We start from the raw sequence: 18,742 nt of genomic DNA on the forward strand, positions 1-18,742 counted from the left end.
GCCATGACCCAGGTATTTGAGGATCATAACCGCCTTGTGGTGCTGCGCTCTGGCCTTAGCCAGCCTGATGGTGCGCTCTTGCGTTCTGTGCTTGAAAGCCGTGGAATTCACGCTTTCCTCTCCGGCGAGCATGTGGCGGGCCTGAACGCCGGGCTGCGGGCGAACCTGATGGTGCGCGCCGCAGACTTTGATGATGCCCAGAAAGCCATTTCAAACCTCGCGATGATGCCGTCAAACGCTTTCCCCGTACGCCATGACGCAGACGGGGAAGAACTTGCATGCCTCAGGTGTGGGTCAAGCCGGGTCCACACGTTTGAAGGCAGGGTGCCAACAAGCTTGCCGTTTGTGCGGATCACGGCTGAGCGGGGACAGGGATGGTATCATTGCCTGCAGTGCGGCAGCTATTATAACGACCGCAGGCCGCGGTTCTCCAGCCTCTCTATCGCCCTGATGTGGGGCGGCACGCTTGCGCTTGCCACCCTCATCGGTATCTGGGTGATCAACTGGATCAAATGGTTATAGGTTCTTTGAGATCGGCAACGTGCGAATGCGCTTGCCGCTTGCCGCAAAAATCGCATTTGTCAGCGCCGGAATAAGCGGCGGCAATGCCACTTCACCTGTGCCGCGCGGGTCTTCATCCCCAAAATCCATGATACGAACATTGATCTCTGCCGGGGCCTCATTGATGCGCATTTTTCTGTAGGTGTCGAAGTTGTTGGTGACAGGTACACCAGCCTCAAAGTGCAGGTCACCATATTTAGCGGCGCACAGGCCGTCATTGATGCCACCTTCCACTTGCGCCCGTATGCCAAGCGGGTTTACCGCCAGGCCGCAATCAATCACGCTTGTGACCTTATGCACGCGGTAGTCGCTTTCGCCCACCATTTCTACATCAACCACATGCGCACATGTGCCTGAGAAGGTGTGGTAAATGGCAATGCCTTGCCCCCAGCCTTTTGGCATTTTGCGGCCATATTCTGCGTCCTTGGCCACTTGCTTCAGCATGTCGCGGAAGCGGGAATACTCAAGAAGCGGGTAGGGCCAGGTCTCAAGTTTTTGCGCTTCCTTGCGGCTATAAAGCTCCAGAAGGAAATCTAGCGGGTCCTTGCCTGCGGCGTGGGCCACTTCATTCAGGAAACCATGGATAACCCATGCTGCTGTGTTGTGCTGCGGTCCGCGCCAGGCGCCCCGGGTGACGTTGTTTTCAATGAAGCCCCACTCGCCGCGGTAGTCGTCGATCAAGCCAATTGGTGGCTCTTTCGCGGCGTTTCTGAGCCAGCCGTCAGCGCCGATTTTTACGTGCCAGCCGGTGAGCTTGCCATCATTATCAAGGGCGGCACGCATACGGTAAGCACCGGAAGGGTTGGGGTAGTCCTGCTCAATCTCGTCCTCGCGCGACCATGTCACTTTCACCGGAGCTTTCGCCTCGCGGGAAAGGATGCAGGCCTCGACCACAAAGTCGCCTGAGTATTTGCGGCCAAACCCTGTGCCAGCACGGTAGACGTTGGCTTTAACGGCGCTTGGGGGCAGGCCGGTGATATCAATCACTGCGTTGGCGGATTCCGTGATCGACTGGTGGCTGAGCCATATCTCGGCCTTGTCTTCTTTCACGTCTGCTATACAGCTATGCGGTTCAATGCAAGTGTGTGCCCAGTGCGGGTGATAATAGGTGGCCTCAACGACCTTGTCGGCGTTTGCCATGGCCGCGTCCACATCGCCACCTTCCATACGGTCGCTCTCGGCTGATGTTCCATTCTCGATAAAGTCGAGCATGCGCTCTTTCATCTGGTCGGAGCCATCGTTGACCGAGATGCTGCCGTCCCACTCGGCGTCAACGGCGTCTGCTGCTTTACGAGCCTGCCAATAGGTATCGGCCACAACACCGACACCTGCGGCCACACCGCGGCTTTTGCTCAGGTCCGAGGGCAGGCGTTTCATCTCCACCACATGGCGCACGCCGGGCATGGCAAGGATTTCATCCCGGTTATAGGACACAAGGCTGCCATTGAGGTGCGGGCAGCGCCGGATGGCTGCGTGCAACATACCGTCAACTTCTGCGTCGATACCAAAGATGGGTTCGCCGGTGACGATGGCGCGGGCATGCACGTTGCCTTGGTCTTTACCGATGCGCTTATAGTCCTTGCGGGCTTTTGGTTTAGCCTGACTTGGCACATTGGCGCGGTCGCCGCCGCGTGTTAACGCCACAAGGTCTTTGTACGCAATCTCGCGCTTGCCTTTTTTATCAATCACCATGCCGTTTGCTGTGGTGAGGCGACTTTCGGGCACCTCCCATTTTGCCGCCGCCGCATAGATGAAGAGGTCATGGGCATAGGCAGCTGCCTGCCTTAGCGGCCCCCACATGGTCATGATAGACAGGCTACCACCCGCGCCTTGCGGCATGGGGCCTTCCTCAATACGGCCATCACTGCCTGCATGACCCTGCATGCTCATCATTTCGATGTTGGCAGAGGCGAGGTCGAGGTCAAGCTCGTCTGCAATGATCTGTGCGGCGGCGGTAATGGTGCCTTGCCCCATGTCCGGGATGGGCACGCAGATGAAAATTTCCCCGTCTTCAGTGAAACGAAGGCAGGAGGATACGTTACCGCTGTTGTCCACATCTGCGGCCAACACCGTTGGGTTTACTGAAATGCTGATGACAAGTGCGGCTGCACCTGCGCTGGATTTCAGAAATCCGCGCCGGGAAAGTTCGTTCATTTGCTGCCCCCTTATGCGGTTTGCATTTTTTGCGCGGCGAGTTTGATCGCCTTGCGGATGCGGTAATAGGTGCCACACCTGCACAAGTTGGTGATGCCCTCATCGATGTCATCATCTGTCGGGTTTGGCACGTCCTTGAGGAAAGCGGCGGTCGCCATGATCTGGCCCGCCTGGCAGTAGCCGCACTGGGGTACGTCTTCCTCTATCCAGGCTTGTTGTACCGGGTGCAGGTCGTCGCCGTTTGCAAGGCCCTCAATGGTGGTAACAGCAGCACCGTCTAGCGCCGCCATGGGGAGTGAGCAACTGCGCACCGCGTCCCCGTCTATATGCACGGTGCAAGCACCGCACTGGCCGATACCGCAGCCAAACTTGGTGCCCTTCAGGCCCGCTTCTTCACGAAGGTGCCACAGGAGCGGCATATCGCCGTCGCCATCAAAGCTGCGCGCTGTGCCGTTGATTGAAAAATTTACAGTAGCCACAATTCATCTCCCCGCCGAGTTTGTTCCGGGAAGAGTTTACGTGATGTTGTAACAATTGTCGCGGCGACTGGTCGCAGCGACAAAGCGTTTTACCGCAATTTTTTATAACGAATGGGTTAGATCAGTAGCTAAGCGCGTCAAACACTCTGGTAGCATCGCCGCCCCACACGCCGTTCAGCTTATGAAGAATCTGGCACGCTGGTGTCATGCCGCTTTCGGCACTTTCCCACAGTGAGTTGAGAAACCCCTGCTCGGTTTCACCCATGGAAGAGAGCATGGCGCGGTTCTTGAGGCCCTTGTCTGCGATCGTCAGCACCTCTTTTGCCAGTGCTGAGAAATCACGACCCTGAATTTCCGTCATCAGCCCCATTTTGGGTACGTCGTCGCGCATCTGTGCCACATCGTCTGCTGACCAGTTCTTGATAAGGTCAAGCGCGCCTTGCTGTGCTTCGGTGTCATACAGAAGCCCAACCCAGAAAGCGGGCAGCGCACAAAGGCGAGACCATGGACCACCGTCTGCCCCGCGCATCTCAAGGAAGGTCTTGAGCCGCACTTCGGGGAAGAGGGTCGTCATATGGTCTTTCCAGTCTTCCATGGTGGGCAGCTCGCCCGGCAGGGCGGGCAGCTTGCCTGCCATGAAGTCACGGAAGCTTTGGCCGGAGGCGTCGATATAATTATTGCCGCGACGGACAAAATACATCGGTACATCCAGCACATGGTCAGCCCAGCGCTCAAAGCTCATGCTCTCGTCAAACACAAAGGGCAGCGTGCCGCAGCGGTCCGGGTCTGTATCCGTCCATACATGGCTCCTCAGGCTCTTGAAGCCGTTGGGGCGGCCTTCCTTGAGCGGAGAGTTGGCGAACAGCGCTGTTGCAAGCGGCTGCAGCGCCAAGCCGATGCGGAATTTGTCGATCATGTCAGCTTCGGATGCGAAATCGAGGTTCACCTGCACCGTGCAGGTGCGCAGCATCATATCAAGCCCCATGGTGCCGCGTTTTGGCATATAGGAGCGCATGATGTCATAGCGCGCTTTTGGCATGACAGGCACATCTTCCCGCTTGAGCGTAGGATGGAAGCCGAGACCAAGGAAACCGATGTCGAGCGTCTCGCCAATCTCGCGCGCTTCGCGGAGATGGGTGGAGGTCTCGTCACAGGTGTGGTGAATGCTTTCAAGCGGCGCGCCGGAAAGCTCAAACTGCCCGCCGGGCTCCAGCGTGATGGATGCGCCGTTTTTGGTCGCGGCAATCAGGTGGCCATTTTCTTCAACCGGGTTCCAGCCAAGTTTTACAAAAGCCTGAATAACGTCGCGGATGCCGGGCTTGCCGTCACCACCTTCATAGGAAAGTGGGCCGTACCCTTCCCGGTGGAAGATAAATTTCTCATGCTCTGAGCCAATGCGCCATGTGGTGCGATCGGGCTTGCTGCCTGATTGAAGAAATTCGACAAGCTGCGCCTTGCTTTCAACAAGTCGCGCGTCTGATGTAGCGCTTGGGCTGGACATATATGTTGGGTCCCTGAACCTTATACCTTGAAGCTAAAGAGGTAAGGCGTTCATAGGGACCATTCAAGATATGTAAAGCCTGCTCACGCGATGGTGAGACGGTTATAGCGCCTGATCCTGGGTTTAGTGACGGTACGGAACGTTGATCGCACAAGGGTTTTCAGACAGGTCCATGCCATAAATATGCAGTGTGTGAGAAATTCTTTCCGTCGGGTTAAATAATCTATGGATACCGCACGGATTAGGGTCAACAGACGCAACGGCGCCGGTTTTGGCATTGATGATGCCTGTGCTTTTGGCCAGGGACGGCTCGTCACACGCCGCAAAAGTTTCGCAGCCGATCTCACCGTCCAGCACACCAACACAGCCCCAGGCGTTATGCCCATGCACGGGCGTGCAGGCACCGGGCAGCCATTTGAGCGCCAGCACACTGAAGCGCCCCTCGGGGTGGCTATAAAGGAGTTTGCGCGCATACCCGCGTGCATTCACTTCTGTGTCGTTGAGGTTGCCAAGTTTGATGTAAGGCAGTGCAAGGCGCATCAGGCTTTCAACGGCTGACTTGCGAAGACCTGTGCCCACATTGTGGGTCAGAATGTCGGCCTCATTAATCAACCGCATCAGGCTAGGTGAGCTTGCGAGGGCTGTATTTCCATCCATTGGCATATATGAAGGTTCCACAATCTGGTCATAGGTGAATATGTGGAACATCATACCAATTATCGTTTGATAATTGTTTGCGAAGTTGCGTACGGAGTGTTGATTTTTTGGATTGAAATACTATTTATGTTTATAGAATTGATAATATTTTACAATTATTAAAATAATAACATTTTTAATTCGCTACATATTGCGACAATATTGGAATATTGACTTACCAGTCACCAAGGGCGGATTGCCACAGGCTGATCGCGGCCATGGCGGCGGTATCTGCCCGCAAAACCCGTGGCCCGAGGGCGACAACGGTGGTGTTCTCATGGGCGCGGATCATGCGGCGTTCATCGTCGTCAAACCCGCCCTCGGGGCCGATCAGGACCGCCCATTTGCCGGGGGCTGATTTGCTGGCAGTTTTTTCGAGCGCCTCATGCGCGCTATCGCCAGACAGGTCCTCGTCACAGAACATGATGCGGCGGTCTGCGGGCCAGCTAGCCAGCAGCTTTTCAAGTTTGATTGGCTCATCTGATGTTGGCACATTCAGCCGCTCACACTGTTCTGCCGCCTCGATAGCGTTGGCGCGCAGGCGGTCTGTTTTCACCCGGTCCACAATCGTGCGGTGGGTATAAACCGGTATCAGGTGGCTCACGCCAAGCTCGGTGGCTTTCTGCGCCATGAAATCAAGCCGGGCTTTTTTTATGGGGGCAAACACAAGCCACAAGTCTGGCTCCGCCGTCTGTTCCCGCGTTTTTGCGTTCACCTTGAGGGTGACGGCTTTTTTCTTCACCTCGATGACCTCTGCGGCCCATTCACCGTCCTGCCCGTTAAACAGCAGGGCTTCGGTGCCCACAGTTGCCCGCATCACATTGGCCAGATAATGGCTTTGCTCCGCACCAAGGGTCAGCACACCGCTGCCGGGCAGGCTGTCGGTGATAAAAAGCCGGTGCTGAATTTTCTTTGCCATGGTGCGGGCCTTCTGTGGAGTGGCTATAGGGTCTTTGTCAGGTAGCGCACTGTTTTGCCGTTCGCAAGCGTTGCGGTGCCAACAAGCTCAAAACCCAGCTTGGCGTGAAAGGCGTCGGAGCCCGGGTTGGGCGGGTCTGCGTTCACCTCACAGGCCACAATGCTATGGCCGCGTTCCCGCGCGTGGGTGAACATGTCTTCATAAAGCGCGCGGGCAAGCCCCTGGCCGCGGGCGTCAGCGCTGGTGATGATGCGGTCGATATAGGCAAAACGTGCGTAGCGTTCCTTGAACCAGAGGAAGTTGGGGCTGGTGTAGGCTGCTGTTTCTTCAAAACACAGAAGGAAAGCTTTCGCAGGTGCCACACCGCGCGCGTAAAACGCACCGCTGATCATGCTTTCCAGCATGCTGAGGTAGAGCCTTGAGGTTTCTTTCTCATGCGCATTATTAAGCGCAAGCACGGGTTCAAGGTCGAGTGTGTTGAGGTCTCTAGTATCCACCATAGGGCTCTCCCGCTCGCTATTGGTCATTTTCGTTAGCGTGCCTGAAATTCAAATTTTGTTTAAAACTTTAAGAAGTTAGCGCTCAGAAAGCTACTGTGGCGTCGATAATTTCCCGCAGATTCACACCATCCGGCAGGCTGCCGTAAGCGCCGTGGCGGCCGCTGCCGTCAAGGCGGGTTGCCATATAGGCGCTCGACACCTCTTCCGGCGCGCGTTCCATCAACAGGCGGCTTGCAGCCAGTGTGGCAATGCGTTCTGTTAGCCAGCGGCCCTGCGCCTCCGGTATCGCGCCCGCGCTTAAAAGCCCATGCAGTTCCTTGAAGGCGGTGTCATATGTGGGGGCGTGGCCCATACCGCCTTGCAGCCATGTGATGCCTTCTTCAAACGCATCCCGCTCGCGTGCTGCCACGCGCAACAGGTCAAGGCACATCACGCTGCCTGAGCCTTCCCATATGGAATTGACCGGCAGCTCGCGGTATAGCCGCGCCAGCACGCCGTCTTCCACATAACCGTTGCCGCCGTGGATCTCCATGGCTTCATAGGCCAGTGTTGGCCCGCGTTTGGTAACCCAATATTTGGTCACTGGCGTCATCAGCCGCGCGTAAGCCGCGTCTGTTTCACTTGTTTCCATGCGCTCATACGCGCCTGCGAGGCGGATAGACAAGTGTGTGGCCGCCGTCACCTCAAGGCTCATGTCTGCCAGCAGTGCCGTCATCATCGGCTGGTCAATCAGCTTGCGCTGGAACACGGTGCGGTGCCGTGCGTGGTGTACCGCGCGGCTGAGTGCTTGCCGCATCAGCCCGGCGGACCCGAGCGCGCAGTCAAGCCGGGTATAGTTTGCCATGGTCATGATGTTGGCGATGCCGCGGCCTTCATCGCCGATCAGCACACCTTCGGCCTCAACAAATTCCACTTCGGACGACGCGTTGGATTTATTGCCAAGCTTGTTTTTAAGCCGCTGGAAGCGAAGGCCGTTCACGGTGCCATCCGTCCGGAAGCGAGGCACGAAGAAGACGGAAAGCTTCTCATTCGTTTGCGCAAGCACAAGGAACGCATCACACATGGGTGCAGACATAAACCATTTATGCCCGGTGATCAGGTAACGCTCGCCCGCGCCCGCTGTGGCTATCGGTGTGGCAACGGTGGTGTTGGCGCGCACGTCTGTACCGCCCTGTTTTTCGGTCATGCCCATGCCGATGGTGATGCCGGTTTTCGCAGCGATCGGTTTGAAGCTGGGGTCATAGCTTGGGGCCAGCAGCTTGGCTTTCAGGCCTTCAAACAGGTCCGGCTGGTTCTGGAGCGCAGGGATCGCCGCATGGGTCATGGTGATCGGGCAGATATGGCCCGCTTCCACCTGGCTCATCATATAATGTTTGGCCGCGCGCACCGGGCCAACGCCCGCGCCCTTCACGCGGTTATCATCCGCCAAACCATCAAACGCACCGCAGTGAATGCGCGCTTCTTTCGATAGCGCCATAAACTGGTGGTAGCTGGGGTGAAACTCAACCACATCACGGCGGAAGCCCTGATTGTCATGGCTCATCAGCTCAGGCAGATACCGGTTGGCCTGGTGCCCGGCGTGGAACATGGCATCTGTGCCAAGGGTTGCCCCAAAACCCGATAACTCATTCGCCGCCCAGCCTGCGCCTTCCGCCTCAAGCGCTGCCTTGAGCGGCACGTCACTGCCGTAGAGGTTCACACCGTCATATACGGGTGGCTGGTTGAAAACTTCGTGCGTTTCAAAAGCGGATGGCATGGCAAAACTCCCCAGTATCTATTCACATCAATTTAGGGCGGTGGGTAGCTAAAGCCAGCCTGATTTTAGGCCGGGTTATCACCTCGCATGATGGCGCGGTAGTCGTCTGAGCGCAGGGATTTCACAACGGTGCGGATGTCGTTCTCGTCGGCCTTGAGCGCGCGGGCTACCTCTGCCCCAAGGCTCAGGCTGGCTTCCAGCGTTTCGGGCACAGTATGGGTGGCGCCCAGTGCCTTGAGCGTTTTGGCCGCCGTGGGGTTGTGGGTTCGCACATATGTGGGCAGGTGCGCGCATTCGCGCCGTGCGCTCAGTATCATCCGTTCAGCCGCCTTCGGGTCATCCAGCGTGATCACCAGAAGCGCTGCATGGGGTGCGCCAACAGCGCGTAAAATCTCAGGCCGGGCGGCATCGCCATAAATGGCAGTAAACCCGGCGTCGCGCGCCTTTTTTACGTTCATGGGGTCAAGGTCAACGGCAGTGAAGGGGATATCAAGGTCTGAGAGGATGCGCGCGATGGTTTCGCCCACACGCCCGAAGCCCGCAATGATCACCTGCTTTGGCCCGTCGTTGATCTCATCTGGCGTGGGCAGCATGCTCGCGCGCTCCTGCGTCATCCGCCGGGCAAGCCATGTGCCACCCATGAACAGGATGGGCGTGAGCGCCATGGAAAGCGCGATCACTGCCATAAGCACCTCCACCAGCGCGGGCTCAAGCAACTTCTCGCCGAGCGCATAAGTGAAGAGCACAAAGCCGAACTCGCCCGCTTGCGCAAGCAAAGCGCCCACCTTGATGCCTTCCGGCAGCGTGAGGCCCATCATCCGTACAAGGCCCGCGATTGTGACGGCCTTGATGGCCAGCATCACAAAAAGGATAAGGGCGATAAGCCCGGCCTGGCTGGTGAGCGTGCCAAAGTTGATGCCCATGCCCACAGCCATGAAAAACAGACCGAGGAGCAGCCCGCGGAAGGGCATGATGTCCACTTCCACCTGATGGCGAAACTCGCTTTCCGCCATGAGTAGCCCGGCGATAAACGCGCCCATGGCCATCGAGAGCCCGACACTTTCCATCAGCCAGCCAAACCCAAGCACCAGCAGAAGCGCAAAACCGGTGAAAACTTCCGGGGTTTTATTGGCAGCCACTAGGCGGAACAGCGGGTTGATGGCAAGCCTGCCCGCGATGATCACACCGGTAAGGATGGCCAGCGTTTCAAGGATGGCGAGCCCGAAGGAAGCCCCCACGGTGGCTTCGCCTGCGGCCAGAAGTGGCACAAGCGCCAGAAGCGGCACCACGGCCAGATCCTGCAACAAAAGGATAGAAAAACCCGCGCGGCCCCACTGGGCACCAAGCTGGTTTTTGGACGCCATGAGCTGGATACCAAAGGCGGTGGATGATAGCGCAAGGCCAAGCCCCACAATAGCCGCAGGGCCGGGGGCAATATCGAACGTGTAAGCCGCAAGCACCGAGAGCAGCAGGCCGGTGAGGATAAGCTGCGCGCTGCCAAGGCCGAACACCTGCCGCCGCATGACCCAAAGCCGCGCGGGTTTAAGCTCGATCCCGATCAGGAACAGCAGGAACACAACACCAAATTCACCGAGGTGCGCGATCTGCGTCGGGTTATCAATGAGCGCAAGGCCCCAGGGCCCGATGATCATACCGCCGACCAGATAGCCAAGAATGGCCCCGAACCCAAGGCGCGAGAATATGGTGGCCGAGATCACGGCAACGGCCATCAGCGCGAGGATTTCTAGGAGCATGGCATCTTGGTGCATGGCAGTGAAAACCCTTTTTACCAGCGTGAGTTAGCAGGGTGACTTAGCGGATGGGTATAGTCTAGTGCCTGCCCGCTCACAGGTAAACAGGGATGTTCAGACTGCCTTACGCGATCTTTTGTCGCGCTTTATGCTCGGTTGGGTTTTGCCCGGTCCAGCGTTTGAACGCGCGAGAGAAGGAACTGGCTTCAGAGAAACCCACAAGATAGGCGGTTTCGTTAACCGACACCTGCTCCCCATCCAGATAATGCAGCGCCATGGTGTTGCGAAGCTCATCCAGCAGCACCTCAAAGCTGATGCCTTCCGCACGCAGCTTGCGGTACAGCGTCTGGCGGCTCATATTCAGCTTTGCTGCGATATCGTCCATACTCACTTCGCCGGTATGCAGCAGCGGCAGCAGCATGTTTTCCACCCGTCCGCGAACGCTGGACGCGCCTTCAAGCTTTTTCATCAGGGCATCGGCCATACTGCTCAACACGCCAAACATATAACGGTTGGTGGGCTGGATTTCGACACCGAGCCATGTGGGGTCGATGCGGATGGCGTTACGGTCAGCGCCAAAATGCACCGGCACGCGGTAAATGCGGTCATAGGCTTCTGCATGGTCGGGGCGCGGGTGTGTGACATGAATTTCCTGCGCGAAGGGGGCATCACCAAAATGGCGGCGGTAATCACACACAAAGCGGGCGAAGGTGCTTTCGCTCAACTCCGGGAACTCATTGGGTTCGGGCCGGTTGTCCTCGATCCACACACCGCTTTCAAGCTGAGCGAGGTTGAAGCGCGCCTCGCCGCCGCCGCTTTCCACGTCAATCACCAGTCGGGCATAGCGGCTCATTTGCATGAAAGCCTCCCCCATGGTGGCGGCTGAGTGGCATATCAGCCCAACAACAGAATGCCGCTCGATCGGTTCTGCCGCGCCGAACTCAAGCGCAAGGGCAGGGTCGCCGCACATGTGTTTCGCGGTGCGCATAAGGGTGCGGTAACTATCAAGTGGTACCCGGTTGTCAGGGTTGAGCAAGAGCGCAGGGGCAATATCTGCTGCCGCCAGAAGTGCATCTTTATCAGCCCCTTTTGAGGTTGCGAAACTCAGGAGCGAATGCGCAAGCCCCGCAGAAACTGTCCCTATCATCTGTTATTCCTCGCTATGCATATGCGCCTCTCTCGTGCGCTTGGGCCGTTACCTTAGCCGTGCATGATACCAAAAGCCAAACTTTTGATCCTTGCGGTCATGGGGTGGGGTGCATATATCTGATTATATCAAATAGATATAATAAAATGCCGGCGCAGACCGGCAAAGACGCGAGGAAACAAAATGACAGATTACGCTTCCGCACAGCCTGTCGCGGCACCGCCAAAACGCGCCCGCAACTGGCTCTCCCTTTCCGCCAAAACATGGTTTGTGGTCACGGCCATCGGCCAGTGGCTGTTCGTATTATACATCATGGGCTTTTACGGCACCCGCTTTGTGAACGGCGGTGTGGCCGGTTTCGCCGATACCCACCTGCCCAATGGTTATGTTGAGGGAGATACGGTGGGCAATATCGCCATCGTGACCCATATTCTGGTGGCCGGGCTTATTATTGCCGCCGGGCAGCTACAGCTTATCCCTGCTATTCGCGCAAAAGCGCCGCGCCTGCACCGCTGGGCCGGTCGGTTCTACATGGTAGCGTCCGTGGCTGTCAGCATTGCCGGGGCTTACCTTGTGTGGTCGCGGGAGCGGGTTATCGGCTCGTTTATTCAGGATGTCGCGCTCACGCTCGATGGTGTGCTGGTGGTGGTGTTCGCCTATCTCGCCTACAAGTATGCCCGTCAGCGCGATTTTGCCGCGCACCGGCGCTGGGCGCTCAGGCTTTTCATGGTGGTGAGCGCCGTGTGGTTCCTGCGGCTCATGATCTTCGGCTGGTTTGCCGCCACCGGCGGTGTCGGGATCGACGCGGAGACCTTCTCCGGTCCGTTTCTCTATATCACCGCTTTTGCACAGTATCTGCTGCCGCTTCTGGTGCTTGAGGTGTATTTCCGCGCCGAACGCCCCCAGAACAAAGCCATGCGGCCGCATGTGGCCGGGCTTGTCTTTGTGATGACCGGACTGATGGCCTTTGGCATCGCTGTTGTCAGCGCGGGGTTATGGATACCGCGGGTATTCTAGGTCTATCCCGCAGCGCGGCGGCTTGCGGCGGTGAGGATACCCGCACCGATCAGGAAGCTGCCGCCAATGCGGTCAACAACCGCGCGGAAACCGGGTTTTTCAAACCGGGCCCGCAGGCTGCCTGCGGTCATGGCCCACATCACGGTATTCAGCCCCGCAAGGCCGATGAAGGTAGCCTCGAGCAGGGCAAACTGCGGCAACAGCGCGGCGGTGGGGTCAATAAACTGCGGCAAAAAGGCGGTGAAAAACACCACGCCCTTGGGGTTAAGCGCGGTGACAATATAACAGCGCCAGAACACATGCCGGTCCCGCCCCAAAGCTTTCGAGGCCTCAGGCAGCGCATCGCCCACCTTCGCGTTTCGCCACATCTTGAGACCAAGCCAGATGAGGTAAGCCGCCCCGATATATTTGATGAGCGTGAACAAGGTGGCGCTTGTGGCCAGTATGGCACCTGCGCCCAGAAGCGACACGGTCATGGCGGTAAAGTCACCAGCCATCACGCCGGTGGTGGATGCCGGAATGCTGCGCTTGCCCTGGCTAAGCGCAAAGCTCACCACCATCATCACCGTCGGGCCGGGGATCGCCACCAATATGGCGCTGGTGACAGCAAATGATAACCAAAGTTCAAATGACACGTCTGCCTCGCTTGTTTATTGCCTTCCTGCTGCCATCAGGCCATGTTTGTCTTTAAGTCGCAAGACTGAAAGCCTGATCCGGGGGAGGGTAAAATGGCAACTGACGCACCCATGAGCTGCACCTGCGGCAAGGTCACCGGCATGATCCGTGGCCTGTCGCCTGCTTCCACAAACCACGTGCGCTGCCCGTGCGATGCCTGTCAGGCTTATGCGCATTATCTGGGCCGGGCTGATGACATGCTGGACGAGGGCGGATATTCCAACATCTTCCAGATGAACCCGCGTGATTTTGAAATCTATGGGGGGCATGAGCATCTTGCCGGTGTGTGTATCACCAACACCGGCCCGGTCAGGTGGTATGCAGACTGCTGCAAAACCCCGCTTGGCAATAGTTTCGCGCGCGGCGGTATGCCTTTCCTTGGGGTGCTGCCCATCTGTACGGGGCTGAAGGGCACCTCAAGTGCGGTGGTGGATATGGTTGGCCCTGTGCGTGCCGTGGGGTTTGAGAAACCGCCCATTCCGCTTGGCTCGCGCTTGCGCACCATGGGCATGATCATGCGGCTGTTCACCAAAATGGCGATCTGGCGCATGCGCTATGGCAAAAGCTGGAAACCGTTTTTTGACGAGCGCACCCTGCGCCCGATCAAAAAACCCATCAAGCTCACGGACGCTGAGCGCGCCGCGCTTTACGAAAAGGTGGTTTAGGGTTGAATGCCATTGCAGGGGCTGCAGGTCACTTCCCAGCACCTTACCCTATTGCAATAAAAACATTCGCATTTGCGCCGGTCTCCAATTGCACTGACGCAGAAGCATTCGCGGGGGCACCGCCAGCCGTATTCTGCATCGCCCTTAACGCTAACCTCGACCTGATGACGAGAAAATCCCTGAACCCGTCCGCCGTTGATTTTGTTCACTGTTTTGATGAAATCTGCAGGGTCGTCCTCGACAGAATGTTTCGAGTCCTCAACGGGAAAATAAAAAACGAAATCGAGGTCACTATCGGCAAGGTTTGCAGCTTTGATGCTGCCCTCTGGCGAGGCACCCGTGCCCAACTGCTGCCATGATCCGTCTTCCTTGCGAAGGACAGCTTCCCATTTTTCGATACCCTTGGTTTTAGACATGTATTTTCCCCCATTCCCTTCCGGTGTGGCACCGGAGAGTTTTCCATTACACTCCTCAAAACAAATGTGAATCAGACAGGGCGGTGTCGTGCGCGGCAAGCCAACGTACGTATGCGGAACTTCTACACCCCCATAGACAATTTAACATAACGGCGATTGTTTTACTATCCTGCCGCCTCGGCACGGGGGTCGCGGCATTTTCTTGACATCGGCACGCCCTCACCGTACGCCCAAACCCATGTTCTGGAACAACTCGAAAGATGTGGTGAAAACCGCTGATGCGGTGGAAGGCAGCTTTGTCTATCGGCAGGCGCCTGCGGCCATGCGGCCCTACCTGAAGCTCGCCCGGCTTGACCGGCCCGTGGGGGCGTGGCTTCTGTTGTGGCCATGCTGGTGGTCGCTCGCGCTGGCGGCGGACAGTGGTTTCATGCTCACCCACCTCTATCTGCTGGCGCTGTTCGCCATTGGGGCGCTGGCCATGCGCGGCGCGGGCTGCACCTATAATGATATTGTCGACCGGGATTTTGACGGCGCGGTTGAACGCACCAAATCACGGCCAATTCCGGCGGGAGAGGTGAGCCTGAAGGGCGCGTGGGGGTTCCTCATCCTCCAGTGCCTTATCGGCCTTGTGGTGCTGTTGCAGCTTGGTGAGTTCGCTATCATGGTGGGCCTTGGCTCCTTGGTGATGGTGGCCATATACCCCTTTATGAAGCGTATCACCGGCTGGCCGCAGGCGTGGCTGGGCCTCACCTTCAACTGGGGTGCGCTGATGGGCTGGGCCACGCTGAAGGGTGAGCTTTCCGCCGCCCCGCTCATCCTCTACTTCGGTGCGTTATTCTGGACGCTGGGGTATGACACGGTTTATGCGCACCAGGACAAGGAAGACGATGCGCTCATCGGCGTGAAGTCCACAGCCCTCACGCTCGGCGCGCGCACCAAACCGGCGCTTATCATATTTTACAGTCTTTTTATAATTGGGCTTATAGGTGCCGGAATCCTTGCAAAGCTGGGATTTATCTATTACATCGGCATCGCGTTTGCGGGGCTTCACCTCGGCGCACAGGTTCGGCGCACCAATATTGATGATGCAGCCGTCTGTTTGGAAGTTTTCCGCTCGAACATCGCGTTTGGCTGGATTGTGTTTTTCGCCCTTATTTTAGGGCAAGTGATCCAGTAGCCTCCCCGGCGTCCAACCCCGCTTTGTTTGTGCGATTTTTGAGTAAGCCGCAGGCGAAAGCTCCGGCTGTATTAAAGGACGCATATCCATGGATATCAGAAAAATCTCCGTTGGCGAAAACGCACCGTGGGACGTGAATGTCATCATCGAAGTGCCTGTGGGCACCGAGCCTGTGAAATATGAGCTGGATAAAGAATCGGGCGCGCTGTTTGTGGACCGTATCATGCACACCAGCATGCGCTACCCCTGCAACTATGGTTTCATTCCGCACACGCTGGCAGATGACGGTGACCCGGTTGACGTGCTGCTCGCGAACCGTACACCGATCATGCCCGGTGCCGTGGTGCGTTGCCGCCCGCTTGGCGTCCTGATCATGGAAGACGAAGCTGGCATGGACGAGAAGCTGCTGATGGTCCCGGTTGACAAGCTTCACCCTTTCTACAAGGACGTGAAAAGCTATGAAGAGCTGCCGCAAATCTTCCTTGAGCAGATCGCCCACTTCTTCCAGCACTATAAAGACCTGGAGAGTGGCAAATGGGTCAAAATCAAAGGTTGGGAAGGCCCGGAGAAAGCCGCTCAGCTTATTGAAGAAGGCATTCGGGCTGAAGCAGCAGCAAGCTAAGCGCGCTTCACACCAGACTATTCAGGAAGCCCGGCTTATATGCCGGGCTTTTTGTTTGCCTGTCGCCAATCTATAGCCAGCGCGCGTAGGTGAAGCGGTGCCACAGGGCCTCCAGCGGGCCTTGGCTTTTGTAGCGGAACCAAAGCGCGCTGAGGGCCAGTTGGGTGGCCCAAACGGCAAGCACGACAAAGGCGGTTTGCCAGCGCTCAAGCTGGCCAAAAAGCCCAAGTCCGTGGCCAAAGAAAATGCTCGTACACATCACCGTCTGGAACAGATAGTTCGAGAGTGCCGCTTTGCCCACGTTCGTGAGGGCAGTGAAACCGAACCGGAACTGTGTGGCGGTCAACAGCACCGCAATGGTGGCCATATAGCCCATGGCGACAAACAGCGAGCCCCAATAGTTCCATTGGCTGCCCGCAAACATGGAGTAGGGGAAGGCCCAACCCGCGGCTTCGTTGTTCATATAGCCCATAGCGACAAGCGCAAAACCGATGGGGAATGCGGTGGCTGCGATCAGGCCATATTGTTTGGCACTGAGCGCACCACGCAGGAAACCGGCGCGGTAGAGCGCGAGGCCAATAAGCATGGTGCCGGTAACGCGCCAGACACCCCAGTTGAGGAACACATCGGTGTGGAAATACCAGCTATGCTCGGCCCGCACGGGTTGTTGTGCAAGCCAGCCACCCTGAAAGGCTTCAACCTCATGCTGCAGGTGGTCAGCAGGCGGTAGCCACATATGGGCGCTGAGTTGCTCCAGCACGTCTGGCGGTAGCCCGTCAAACGAGTGATACCCCATGAGGCTCCAGAGGCTGCCTGCGGCCAGAAGGGTAAGGCCCGCGAGCGCGGTTATCCACCAGCGCACGTTTCTGAACAGGAACGGGGCAATGGCACCAAGTGCATAGAAGACAAGGATGTCCCCGCTCCAGAGCAGGTAAGCGTGCGCGAGCCCCATGAGCAGAAGACCGAAGATGCGTTTCGCGAAGGTCAGCTCGACCGGCATGCCTTTTCGGACAAGGCCATCACAGATGATGGCGGTACTGGCGCCAAACAGCATGGAAAATATCGCCATGAACTTCTGGTCCGCCAGAAAATACTGAATGGCCCACCAAAGCTTGTTCGCCTCTTCATGCGCGCTATAGACCATGGGGTTGAGGTAAGCGGCGCTCGGTTCCGAGAACAGGCGAATGTTCATGATGAGGATGCCAAGCACGGCGAGACCGCGAACGATATCGAGAAGCGCGATGCGCTCTTTCACCTGTGTGCTCACGCTTTTCCCCCACGCTTGCAATATAATGGAATGCCTAGCCTATATGTTGGGTAGTTGGTCTGCATTGTAAATGGAAACATGGTTTATTCAGCCGTGCCCCGGGTCACGCAGACATATTCCTCAATATTCATCTTGTATGCATGGCATGACTTCACAAGACTTTACCTGATTTAAACCGGTTGAAGGAGGATGAGGCGATGCCATTCAGGGTAAGGGTTCGCGTGGGTTTATGGCTTGGTTTCAGCCTGCTGGCGTTTGGCGCGGTGCAGGCGGCGCGTGCGGACTTGCCCGCGGGAACAGACGAGCTTGTCGGCGCCTTGAGGCAGGACCATGCTGTGCCGGGAATAGCCCTCGCCTATATTGAGGACGGCAAGGTGGCGTACAAGAAGGCTTATGGTTTTGCAAAGCTCGAAAGCCAGACGCTTTTGGGTGAAAACACCGTGATGTATGGTGCGTCACTCACCAAATTTGTGTTTGCAGCTTATGTGATGGACTTGGTGGCGGAGGGGAAGATTGAGTTGGATACCCCGATTGGGGATCTGTTGCCCAAACCGTTGCCCGAGTATGAGGACTATAGCGACCTTGATGGTGATGAGCGCTGGCGCAAACTGACGCTCAGGCATCTTCTCTCACACACCACGGGGTTCCCCAACTATCGCTTTTTCCCGCCTGAAGGTGGCTTTGACAAGGATGGAAAGCTGCGTTTCTATTTTGAGCCGGGCGCGCGATACGGCTACTCGGGCGAGGGGTATTATATCGCCCAGCTTGTGGTGGAAGAAGTATTGGGCCTTGATACGGCCACTGAGCTTGAGCGCCGGTTTTTTACTCCTCTTGGCATGGAGCGCACCAGCCTGACGTGGCAGGACCATTTCAAAGACAATTATGCCCATGGCTATACGCGGGAAGGCGAGAACAAGCGCCACAACATGCAGTCTAACGTGCGGGCGGCGGGGTCGATGGATACAACGCTGCGTGACTTTTCAGCCTTTGTCGCGGCCTTTATGGGCGGCAAGCTGGTTGGTGCTGGTGCCCAAAAGGCCATGCTGGCACCGGGCCTTGCCATTAGCTCCCGCCATCAGTTTCCGACGCTGGACGCTGCGGTGCATGATGCCAACACTGATGTTGGGCTTGCGGCGGCGGTTGGTGCCGTGACATGGGTTGGCCCTCAGGGGCGTGGTTTTTTCAAGGGTGGCCATAACGAGAAGACCGACAATATCCTTGTATGCCTGGAAGTTGGCAGGCGGTGTGTGCTTCTGCTCTCCAACACAGCCAAGGGTGACCTTATATTCCCCGAGATTGTGGATCATGTGCTGGGGGAGACGGGTATGCCGTGGGGCTGGGAATATACGGCGCTGGGACGGGAGTGAGATTTTTTTGCCGCGATATTAGATATTTTAACTTTTTCTCGGCATCTACAGGCGATAACACGACGGTCAACG

18 protein-coding genes are annotated in these 18,742 nt (G+C 57.2%); 6 read left to right on the forward strand and 12 right to left on the reverse strand.

Going from position 1 to position 18,742, the window contains the following annotated elements:
- Window positions 1-3: 3 nt before the first annotated feature.
- Window positions 4-522, forward strand: coding sequence for a putative signal transducing protein (locus ACOOGA_RS15325; protein ID WP_420428966.1), 519 nt, complete (start codon window positions 4-6; stop codon window positions 520-522).
- Here the strand turns inward: ACOOGA_RS15325 and ACOOGA_RS15330 are convergent.
- The 9 genes from ACOOGA_RS15330 to ACOOGA_RS15370 all read right to left on the reverse strand — a co-directional run bounded on the left by ACOOGA_RS15330 (window position 517) and on the right by ACOOGA_RS15370 (window position 11,464).
- Window positions 517-2,715: a molybdopterin cofactor-binding domain-containing protein gene (locus ACOOGA_RS15330; protein WP_420428968.1), complete on the reverse strand. Its 2,199-nt coding sequence runs from the start codon at window positions 2,713-2,715 to the stop codon at window positions 517-519. The genes ACOOGA_RS15325 and ACOOGA_RS15330 overlap by 6 nt on opposite strands.
- 11 nt (window positions 2,716-2,726) lie before the next feature.
- Entirely contained in the window at window positions 2,727-3,194 is a 468-nt protein-coding gene (locus ACOOGA_RS15335; RefSeq protein WP_420428970.1) for a (2Fe-2S)-binding protein, read from the reverse strand.
- 121 nt (window positions 3,195-3,315) lie between these two features.
- Entirely contained in the window at window positions 3,316-4,695 is a 1,380-nt protein-coding gene (locus ACOOGA_RS15340) for a glutamate--cysteine ligase (RefSeq protein WP_417461442.1), read from the reverse strand.
- Window positions 4,696-4,818: 123 nt separating this feature from the next.
- Window positions 4,819-5,406 carry a hypothetical protein gene (locus ACOOGA_RS15345; protein ID WP_417461441.1) on the reverse strand — a complete coding sequence of 196 codons (588 nt, stop codon included), beginning with the start codon at window positions 5,404-5,406 and terminating at the stop codon, window positions 4,819-4,821.
- A 160-nt stretch (window positions 5,407-5,566) separates the two neighbouring features.
- Window positions 5,567-6,310 (reverse strand): 16S rRNA (uracil(1498)-N(3))-methyltransferase, encoded by a 744-nt coding sequence (locus tag ACOOGA_RS15350; protein ID WP_417461440.1) that lies wholly within the window; start codon window positions 6,308-6,310, stop codon window positions 5,567-5,569.
- A gap of 23 nt (window positions 6,311-6,333) precedes the next feature.
- Window positions 6,334-6,810, reverse strand: coding sequence for a GNAT family N-acetyltransferase (locus ACOOGA_RS15355; RefSeq protein WP_417461439.1), 477 nt, complete (start codon window positions 6,808-6,810; stop codon window positions 6,334-6,336).
- Between the two features lie 82 nt (window positions 6,811-6,892).
- Window positions 6,893-8,566: an acyl-CoA dehydrogenase family protein gene (locus ACOOGA_RS15360; RefSeq protein WP_417461438.1), complete on the reverse strand. Its 1,674-nt coding sequence runs from the start codon at window positions 8,564-8,566 to the stop codon at window positions 6,893-6,895.
- Between the two features lie 65 nt (window positions 8,567-8,631).
- Entirely contained in the window at window positions 8,632-10,320 is a 1,689-nt protein-coding gene (locus ACOOGA_RS15365) for a monovalent cation:proton antiporter-2 (CPA2) family protein (RefSeq protein ID WP_420428972.1), read from the reverse strand.
- A gap of 121 nt (window positions 10,321-10,441) precedes the next feature.
- Window positions 10,442-11,464 (reverse strand): AraC family transcriptional regulator, encoded by a 1,023-nt coding sequence (locus tag ACOOGA_RS15370; protein WP_417461436.1) that lies wholly within the window; start codon window positions 11,462-11,464, stop codon window positions 10,442-10,444.
- Between the two features lie 183 nt (window positions 11,465-11,647).
- Here ACOOGA_RS15370 and ACOOGA_RS15375 point away from each other — a divergent pair, with 183 nt between their 5' ends.
- Entirely contained in the window at window positions 11,648-12,481 is an 834-nt protein-coding gene (locus ACOOGA_RS15375) for a DUF2306 domain-containing protein (protein WP_417461435.1), read from the forward strand.
- Window positions 12,482-12,483: 2 nt separating this feature from the next.
- Here ACOOGA_RS15375 and ACOOGA_RS15380 read toward each other — a convergent pair whose 3' ends face one another.
- The gene (locus tag ACOOGA_RS15380) at window positions 12,484-13,116 is read right to left on the reverse strand and encodes a LysE family translocator (protein WP_417461434.1); all 633 of its coding nucleotides are present in this window, start codon (window positions 13,114-13,116) and stop codon (window positions 12,484-12,486) included.
- Between the two features lie 93 nt (window positions 13,117-13,209).
- On the opposite strand from ACOOGA_RS15380, the gene ACOOGA_RS15385 reads away from it, so the two are divergent.
- On the forward strand, window positions 13,210-13,821 hold the full coding sequence (locus ACOOGA_RS15385; RefSeq protein ID WP_417461433.1) for a DUF6151 family protein: 612 nt from the start codon (window positions 13,210-13,212) through the stop codon (window positions 13,819-13,821).
- Here the strand turns inward: ACOOGA_RS15385 and ACOOGA_RS15390 are convergent.
- Window positions 13,818-14,237 carry a hypothetical protein gene (locus ACOOGA_RS15390; protein ID WP_417461432.1) on the reverse strand — a complete coding sequence of 140 codons (420 nt, stop codon included), beginning with the start codon at window positions 14,235-14,237 and terminating at the stop codon, window positions 13,818-13,820. The genes ACOOGA_RS15385 and ACOOGA_RS15390 overlap by 4 nt on opposite strands.
- Window positions 14,238-14,475: 238 nt before the next feature.
- On the opposite strand from ACOOGA_RS15390, the gene ubiA reads away from it, so the two are divergent.
- Entirely contained in the window at window positions 14,476-15,414 is a 939-nt protein-coding gene (gene ubiA / locus ACOOGA_RS15395; RefSeq protein ID WP_417461667.1) for a 4-hydroxybenzoate octaprenyltransferase, read from the forward strand.
- Window positions 15,415-15,502: 88 nt separating this feature from the next.
- Window positions 15,503-16,036, forward strand: a complete 534-nt coding sequence (gene ppa / locus ACOOGA_RS15400) for an inorganic diphosphatase (protein ID WP_417461431.1) — start codon at window positions 15,503-15,505, stop codon at window positions 16,034-16,036.
- Window positions 16,037-16,106: 70 nt separating this feature from the next.
- Here the strand turns inward: ppa and ACOOGA_RS15405 are convergent, their stop codons facing one another.
- Entirely contained in the window at window positions 16,107-17,303 is a 1,197-nt protein-coding gene (locus tag ACOOGA_RS15405; RefSeq protein WP_417461430.1) for a DUF418 domain-containing protein, read from the reverse strand.
- A 197-nt stretch (window positions 17,304-17,500) separates the two neighbouring features.
- Between ACOOGA_RS15405 and ACOOGA_RS15410 the strand changes: the two genes are divergently transcribed.
- The gene (locus tag ACOOGA_RS15410) at window positions 17,501-18,670 is read left to right on the forward strand and encodes a serine hydrolase domain-containing protein (RefSeq protein WP_417461429.1); all 1,170 of its coding nucleotides are present in this window, start codon (window positions 17,501-17,503) and stop codon (window positions 18,668-18,670) included.
- The last annotated feature ends 72 nt before the right edge of the window (window positions 18,671-18,742 follow it).

It is taken from the genome of Kordiimonas sp. (genome assembly GCF_965216265.1).
In the GTDB taxonomy this organism is placed as follows: domain Bacteria; phylum Pseudomonadota; class Alphaproteobacteria; order Sphingomonadales; family Kordiimonadaceae; genus Kordiimonas.

What these genes read in the sequence shown, in the direction of transcription:
- ACOOGA_RS15330 (WP_420428968.1), bottom strand. Translation starts at nt 2,715, where the DNA reads ATGAACGAACTTTCCCGGCGCGGATTTCTGAAATCCAGCGCAGGTGCA.
- ACOOGA_RS15345 (WP_417461441.1), bottom strand. Translation starts at nt 5,406, where the DNA reads ATGATGTTCCACATATTCACCTATGACCAGATTGTGGAACCTTCATAT.
- ACOOGA_RS15370 (WP_417461436.1), bottom strand. Translation starts at nt 11,464, where the DNA reads ATGATAGGGACAGTTTCTGCGGGGCTTGCGCATTCGCTCCTGAGTTTC.
- ACOOGA_RS15385 (WP_417461433.1), top strand. Translation starts at nt 13,210, where the DNA reads ATGGCAACTGACGCACCCATGAGCTGCACCTGCGGCAAGGTCACCGGC.
- ACOOGA_RS15350 (WP_417461440.1), bottom strand. Translation starts at nt 6,310, where the DNA reads ATGGCAAAGAAAATTCAGCACCGGCTTTTTATCACCGACAGCCTGCCC.
- ACOOGA_RS15360 (WP_417461438.1), bottom strand. Translation starts at nt 8,566, where the DNA reads ATGCCATCCGCTTTTGAAACGCACGAAGTTTTCAACCAGCCACCCGTA.
- ACOOGA_RS15355 (WP_417461439.1), bottom strand. Translation starts at nt 6,810, where the DNA reads ATGGTGGATACTAGAGACCTCAACACACTCGACCTTGAACCCGTGCTT.
- ACOOGA_RS15375 (WP_417461435.1), top strand. Translation starts at nt 11,648, where the DNA reads ATGACAGATTACGCTTCCGCACAGCCTGTCGCGGCACCGCCAAAACGC.
- ACOOGA_RS15365 (WP_420428972.1), bottom strand. Translation starts at nt 10,320, where the DNA reads ATGCTCCTAGAAATCCTCGCGCTGATGGCCGTTGCCGTGATCTCGGCC.
- ubiA (WP_417461667.1), top strand. Translation starts at nt 14,476, where the DNA reads ATGTTCTGGAACAACTCGAAAGATGTGGTGAAAACCGCTGATGCGGTG.
- ACOOGA_RS15390 (WP_417461432.1), bottom strand. Translation starts at nt 14,237, where the DNA reads ATGTCTAAAACCAAGGGTATCGAAAAATGGGAAGCTGTCCTTCGCAAG.
- ACOOGA_RS15410 (WP_417461429.1), top strand. Translation starts at nt 17,501, where the DNA reads ATGCCATTCAGGGTAAGGGTTCGCGTGGGTTTATGGCTTGGTTTCAGC.
- ACOOGA_RS15340 (WP_417461442.1), bottom strand. Translation starts at nt 4,695, where the DNA reads ATGTCCAGCCCAAGCGCTACATCAGACGCGCGACTTGTTGAAAGCAAG.
- ACOOGA_RS15325 (WP_420428966.1), top strand. Translation starts at nt 4, where the DNA reads ATGACCCAGGTATTTGAGGATCATAACCGCCTTGTGGTGCTGCGCTCT.
- ppa (WP_417461431.1), top strand. Translation starts at nt 15,503, where the DNA reads ATGGATATCAGAAAAATCTCCGTTGGCGAAAACGCACCGTGGGACGTG.